The organism is Parvibaculum sp. (assembly GCF_035511255.1).
In the GTDB taxonomy this organism is placed as follows: Bacteria; Pseudomonadota; Alphaproteobacteria; order Parvibaculales; family Parvibaculaceae; genus Parvibaculum.
In genome coordinates, this window is record NZ_DATKFR010000182.1 from 21,801 (window position 1) to 28,447 (window position 6,647).

Genomic DNA, 6,647 nt, shown 5'->3' on the forward strand with positions numbered 1-6,647 from the left:
TGGCTGGATAAAATTGGGCGCACACATCGACTTAGGACAGATTCAGCGAGGGGAATCTGAAGTGTCCTGAAATGGGACATCCAAGGTCGATCAAATTCGCCAGATGGTGACGCGCATATGGGGACGGCTCAGCTCGGGGAAGATCCCAAGGCAATGAACAACGCAACGACGCCACCGGCCGAAGAGCGGTCGGAGGCACGTCGCCGGTTGCACCTGCGCGACATTACGACAGACACTCCTCTTCCCATGGACACGGTCGGCGCCGAGCTGCGGTCGGCACGTATGCGGCGCGGCGACGATCTCCGGACCATCGCCCAGGCGCTCCGCATCCGCCGCGAGCAGCTCGAAGCCCTGGAGGAGGCGCGATACGACGATCTTCCGGGTCGGGCTTATGCGATCGGCTTCATTCGTTCATATGCGGAATATCTTGGCCTCGACACGACGCTTGTCGTTGATCGCTACAAGGCGGAGATCGACCTGAGCGAAAGAGCCAGGGAAGACCTTACCTTTCCGAAGGTGACTGAAGAGACGCGGCTGCCGCGCGGAACTTTCCTGATCGTCGGTGTGGTCGTCGTCATGGGTATTTACGGCGGATGGCTGTTGTCGCGCTCTGCCGATAAGATGATGGCGGAGCGGGTTCCGCCGGTGCCGGAGCGGATCGAGGCGCGGTCCGGCTCGACCGGTGTGCCGGACGAACACCCGACACTTAGCGGCGACCCGGCCTCCGCGGCCACCCGGCCCTATGGCGGCCTGAGCGCCGTCCCCGCCAAACAGGATCCGGCGGCCGTCTACGCCATTCCGCCGGCGGTGCCCGCGCCACAAGCCACGGCCGAAGAAACGCCCGCCTCGGCGTCCACCCAGACGACAGCGCTCGATCCTCAGCCGATCGCCGCCGAGACGCCCGCCCCGTCAGCTTCCGCGCCTGCCTTGCCGCCGCTTCCGGCCGGCCAGGCCTTCGGCAGTGAAAATCTCGATGGCCGCGTGGTGATCCGCGCGCGCAAGAACGACGCATGGGTCCGCGTCGAGGATGGACAGGGGCACGTTCTGATCGAACGGACGCTCGCGCTCGGCGACAGCTACCGTGCGCCGGCCAAGCCCGGCGTCATTTTGGTCGCGCGCGATGCCAGTGCTTTCGAACTGCTGCTCGACGGTACATCTCTCGGCCTTGCTGGCCCGCCGACGTTGGTTCTGACCGGAAAATCGCTCGACGTGGCCGATTTGGTGGCCGCGTTGCCCAAACCGGCAGTTGCCGAGGTGGCAGCGCCGGCGCCTGCGCCTGCGCCTGCACCTGGCGAGATCCAGGCCCAGTAGCCATCGCCTCATTTTTCCTTCGAAAGGACTCTAGAAGTCCTTCCAATCTGCTATGAAGGGCACGCGAAGTGCCCTTTCTGGTTTTTGAACGATGCCGGCTCGCTCCGGCAGGATTTTGACAATGAGCATCCGCCCCTGGCGTGACATAGCCCGCAGGAAGAGCCGGCAGATCCATGTGGGATCCGTTCCGGTCGGCGGCGATGCGCCGATTACCGTCCAGACGATGACGAATACGCTGACCTCGGATGCGAAGGCGACGATCGAGCAGATCCGCCGTATCGAAGAGGCAGGCTGCGACATCGTCCGCGTCTCTTGTCCCGACGAGGAATCCACGAAGGCGCTGAAGGAAATCGTCCGGGCGACGAAGATTCCGATCGTCGCGGATATCCATTTTCACTACAAGCGCGCCATCGAGGCTGCCGAAGCGGGTGCGGCATGCCTCCGCATCAATCCGGGCAATATCGGATCGGCCGCGCGTGTGCGCGAAGTGGTGCAGGCGGCAAAAGATCACGGACTCTCGATGCGTATCGGCGTCAATGCCGGTTCGCTCGAACGCGATCTCCTCGAGAAGTATGGCGAGCCCTGTCCCGAAGCGATGGTCGAGAGCGCGCTCGATCATGCCCGCATCCTACAGGATCACGATTTCCACGAGTTCAAGATCAGCGTGAAGGCGTCCGACGTCTTTCTGACGGTCGCCGCTTATCAGCAATTGGCGGAAGCCATCGATTGCCCTTTGCATCTCGGCGTGACCGAGGCGGGCGGGCTCATGTCCGGCACGATCAAGTCGTCGATCGGTCTTGGCTCGCTCCTTTGGGCGGGCATTGGCGACACGATCCGCGTTTCCCTCTCGGCCGACCCGGTCGAGGAGGTGAAGGTCGGCTTCGATATCCTGAAATCGCTCGGACTCCGGCACCGCGGCGTCACGATCATTTCTTGCCCGTCTTGCGCGCGGCAGGGGTTCAACGTGATCGAGACGGTGAAACTCCTCGAGGAACGGCTCGCCCATATCCCGACGCCGATGACGCTCTCGGTTATCGGCTGCGTCGTCAACGGACCGGGCGAGGCCGAGCAGACCGATATCGGCTTCACCGGCGGCGGTGCGGGTTCCGGCATGGTTTATCTGGCGGGCGTCACAGACCACAAAATCAAGAATGACGAGATCGTCGATCATCTCGTCGGCCTCGTCGAAGATAAGGCAAAAGAGATCGAGGCGGCACGGGAAGCGGAGAAAGCGGCGATGCAGCCGCGCGCACTCGCCGGCGATTAGCGGGATTTAATCCGGCGCTTCGGCGCGAGACCCCGCTTCCCCATTCCGCGACGTGAGATCCCATGATTCCCCAGGACAGATTGCGCAAGGTGCTCGACCGCTTCGAGGCGGTCCAATCCGAAATGAACGCCAATGTGCCGCGCGAACGGTTCGTGGCGCTATCGAAGGAATTCGCGGAGCTGTCGCCGGTCGCAGAAAGCGTGCGCAAACTGCAGGCGGCAGAGGCGGCGCGCGAGGAAGCAAAAGCGATGCTCGCCGACAAGGAGATGGCCGAGATCGCGCGCGAGGAACTTGATCGGCTCGACGACGAAATCCCGGCGCTCGAACGCGAAGTGCAGTTGATACTGTTGCCGAAGGATGCGGCCGACGAGCGCAACGTCATTCTCGAAGTGCGCGCCGGCACCGGCGGCGATGAAGCGGCGCTTTTCGCCGGCGATCTCTTCCGCATGTACGAGCGCTATGCGCAGAAGCAGGGCTGGAAAACGGAACTCATCAGCGCGTCTCCGGGCGAAGTCGGCGGCTACAAGGAAATCGTCGCGGAAATCTCCGGCAAGGGTGTCTTCGCCCGGCTCAAATTCGAGTCGGGCGTTCACCGTGTGCAGCGCGTGCCCGCGACGGAAGCAGGCGGGCGCATTCATACGTCGGCGGCGACCGTTGCCGTGCTGCCGGAACCCGAGGATGTGGATGTCGAGATCGAGGACAAGGATCTCCGCATCGACGTCTACCGGGCGAGCGGCGCCGGCGGGCAGCATGTCAACAAGACCGAAAGCGCGGTCCGTATCACCCATTTGCCGACCGGCATCGTCGTCGCTCAGCAGGATGAAAAATCGCAGCACAAGAACAAGGCGCGCGCCATGCAGATCCTGCGCGCCCGCATCTACGAGGCGGAGCGTGAACGCATCGACCGCGAGCGTGCCGCCGACCGCAAGGGGCAGGTCGGTTCCGGCGATCGCTCCGAACGCATCCGCACCTATAACTTTCCGCAGAGCCGGGTGACTGATCACCGTATCAACCTGACCCTGCATAAGCTCGACCAGGTGCTCGAAGGCGAGGCGCTCGACGAATTGATTTCGGCGCTCGTCGCAGAGGATCAGGCGGCGCGCCTCGCGACGCTCGGAGAAGAGGCGTGATCACGACGCGCGATCACGAATACAGACTGCTCGCCTGGCGTTTCAAACAGGCCGGCATCGCCAATCCCGAACTCGATGCGCGGCTGCTCGTACAGGCGGCGGCGCGGTGCGACGACATCGAAATGATTCGCGAGCCGGGCAAGCGGCTCTCCGATGTGGAAATGGAGCGGCTCCGCGCATTCGAGGCGCGGCGCCTTGCCCACGAACCTGTATCGCGCATCCTCGGCACCCGCGAGTTCTGGGGCCTCGCGTTCGAGATCACGCCAGCGACGCTCGATCCGAGGCCGGACAGCGAAACGCTCGTCGAGACGGCGCTCGAGCTTCTTCGAGACAGCGAAGCGCCCGCCATTCTCGACATTGGCACGGGCACAGGCTGTCTTCTGATCGCGCTTCTGCATGAACGCAAGGATGCGACGGGAATCGGCGTCGATATTTCCGAGGCGGCGCTTGCCGTGGCGGCGCGGAATGCGGTCGCCAACGGCTGCGACGGACGTGCGGCGTTTCGCCGCGCAAGCTGGGCGGAGGGTATCGACACGCCGTTCGATCTCGTGATCTCGAATCCTCCCTATATCGTGGCCGGTACGATTGGGACGCTGGATCCGGAAGTGCGCGGCTTCGATCCCCATCTGGCGCTCGACGGAGGAGCCGACGGTCTTGACGCCTATCGTGCCTTGGCCGATGTGCTACCGCGTCTTCTGCGCGCGGAGGGACATGTCGTCGTCGAATTGGGTCAGGGGCAGGCCGAAGCCGTGACGGGGATTTTTTTGGCGGCGGGGCTTGTGGTTTGCCGGGTGGTTTCCGATCTTGGACTTGTCCCCCGCGCTCTTGTGGCGACCTTGCCACGCGGATGAAGTCCGTTTGCCGGCCCGCAAAAAACGGTTGGAATGGGTCCGTTTAGGGGCTAGGTTGCGCCTAGGGTATTGAGCCAAGGAACACCACCTCGCTCTTCAAGCCGCAAAGAGGCGGTTTAAAGAGAGCTTGAGGTGAACCCGGAGGCGGGCGCCCCGGCAAGCAATCCAGGACGAAGGATTGCGGGCAAAGGCGCCGGGGCCGGAACTTCTGAGCATCCGACATGACCAATCCGGCGGGGCCGGAGGGCGCGACCGGTGCGGAAGTACGCCACGCAGATAACGCATGCTGACAATGGGTCGGCGACCGTCCGAAGCCGCGTGATCGACGCCGTTTCGGACAAAAGCGGAAATGCTTTGAACAACTCTCAAGATGAACAGTAGCGAGATATGGATCGTATGAGGCAGGGGCAGAACAACTCCAAGCGCTCGCGTGGGCGCGGACGCAAGCCACAGAGTTCAGGCAACCGCGCTTATGACAGCAATGGACCCGATGTGAAGATTCGCGGAACCGCGACCCATGTCTGCGAAAAATATCAGCAGCTTGCACGCGACGCGATCTCGGCCGGCGACCGCGTGATGGCGGAAAACTACTATCAGCACGCGGAGCACTATTACAGGTTGCTGATGGCCTCCCAGGTCGTCAATGAAGGCCAGCCCCGGCCGCAGCACAATCTCGGCTATCGTCCCGACGAGGATCAGGAGGAGGACGAGGAGGATTTCGCGCCCGAGCAGCCGCAGCCCCACTTTCCGAATCAGCCCTATCATCAGCAACAGCCGCAGCAATACGGGCAACGGAATAATCAGGGTCGCGGCGATGGGCAGGGTCGTGGCGAAGGAAGCGGCCGTGGTGAGCGTCAGCACAATCCAAATGCCGCCCAGCCCCAGCCTGTATTCAACGGCGAGGAAGAGGCGCCGGTCGCCGCATCCGAAGGCGAACCGCGTGGCGATGGCTATGCGCAGGGCATTCCCGGCGGTGTGTCGGCTGGTCCGGATGGAGCACGTCGCCGCCAGGGCCGCCGTCGCCGTCCGCGCCACGAAGGCGGCAATGCCGCCGGCGAGGCACGGGAAGGGCATCAGGCCGCCGAAGGTGGCGAAGCCCCCATTCCCTCGGGAGAGGCGCCCGTCGCCTGACGACGGATGCTTTCAGAGCTAGCGATCGCGCGGGACTTCGAAGCAAGTTCCCGCGCGTTTTCGTCTGAAGCTTCGCGTCAGATCGGTGCGATTCCGTTACCGGGTCTGATTGTTCCGGCTTCTTCGACATCGGCATAAAGGCCGAGATTCATGTGGCCGAAGGTCCGCATCAGCGTACCAGGAATATCCATGTCGCGCGCGGCGGTCGCCGGATCGACATTGGTCGCGGCACAGCGCTGGATTTCCATGGCACCCTTGAGTCGGACGTCACCGAGGCGGAACGACTTTCCCACCCAACCGTGGTCCTCCCACGGGGCCAGACCTTCCACATAGATGTTGGCGCGAAAGCGCAGCGGATCGACGGGCCGGCCGACGATCTCGGACAGCGCTCGCACACTGGCAAGATTGATGATCGAAACGACCTTGGCGGGCACGTCAGAATGGGAGAAACCCGGCGCATGAACAATGCGGGGTTCGCCCCGAAGGTCGTCCTTCATGTAGCCCTTCATGAAGGCTTCAATGGCCGTGCGGCCCTCCGGCGTCATCAGGTCGCCACGGGCAAGCTCGTGGCCATTCTCCGAGATTGTGAGTGTCGTGCTCCTGTCGTCGAAATGTGAGCGCAAGCGCGCCAGCCTCTCGTTCTTCATCAGCATCAGAAATTTGATTTTCGGGAAGTGTCGGGGCGCCGCCGGATCGAAATCGGCCGAGCCGTTCTCGATCGCGAAGGCGCGGTCCCATGCAACAGTCTCGTGGGGTGTGAGGGTGGCCTCGCTCATCGGCTCGGGCGAGAGCCCCTTGACCGGGTAGCGATAAAGCCCGGTGATCTGTGCCGTCTCGGTCATCCAGCCTCCAAAATCCCAGGGTTTCCGGGCATTACACCCTCTTGTGTGGCGGAGTGGCCACACCATATTTGCTTCGGACCGGTGCCTCGCAGAGGGCTGATCCAGCGCAATGCTC

6 protein-coding genes are annotated in these 6,647 nt (G+C 63.2%); 5 read left to right on the forward strand and 1 reads right to left on the reverse strand.

The genetic code is table 11. The features are described from left to right. The first annotated feature begins 207 nt into the window (after positions 1-207). The 5 genes from VMR03_RS06790 (at position 208) to VMR03_RS06810 (ending at position 5,690) form a co-directional block, all read left to right on the forward strand. Positions 208-1,311: a helix-turn-helix domain-containing protein gene (locus VMR03_RS06790; protein ID WP_325403538.1), complete on the forward strand. Its 1,104-nt coding sequence runs from the start codon at positions 208-210 to the stop codon at positions 1,309-1,311. 121 nt (positions 1,312-1,432) lie between these two features. Then, a complete protein-coding gene (gene ispG / locus VMR03_RS06795; RefSeq protein WP_325403540.1) occupies positions 1,433-2,578 on the forward strand; it encodes a flavodoxin-dependent (E)-4-hydroxy-3-methylbut-2-enyl-diphosphate synthase in 1,146 nt (381 codons plus the stop codon). Between the two features lie 62 nt (positions 2,579-2,640). Then, a complete protein-coding gene (gene prfA / locus VMR03_RS06800; RefSeq protein WP_325403542.1) occupies positions 2,641-3,708 on the forward strand; it encodes a peptide chain release factor 1 in 1,068 nt (355 codons plus the stop codon). Then, entirely contained in the window at positions 3,705-4,559 is an 855-nt protein-coding gene (gene prmC / locus VMR03_RS06805; RefSeq protein ID WP_325403544.1) for a peptide chain release factor N(5)-glutamine methyltransferase, read from the forward strand. The genes prfA and prmC overlap by 4 nt, the downstream gene beginning before the upstream one ends. Positions 4,560-4,955: 396 nt before the next feature. Next, entirely contained in the window at positions 4,956-5,690 is a 735-nt protein-coding gene (locus tag VMR03_RS06810) for a DUF4167 domain-containing protein (RefSeq protein ID WP_325403550.1), read from the forward strand. 77 nt (positions 5,691-5,767) lie between these two features. Here the strand turns inward: VMR03_RS06810 and VMR03_RS06815 are convergent, their stop codons facing one another. After that, a complete protein-coding gene (locus tag VMR03_RS06815; protein ID WP_325403546.1) occupies positions 5,768-6,532 on the reverse strand; it encodes an MOSC domain-containing protein in 765 nt (254 codons plus the stop codon). Positions 6,533-6,647: the final 115 nt, after the last annotated feature.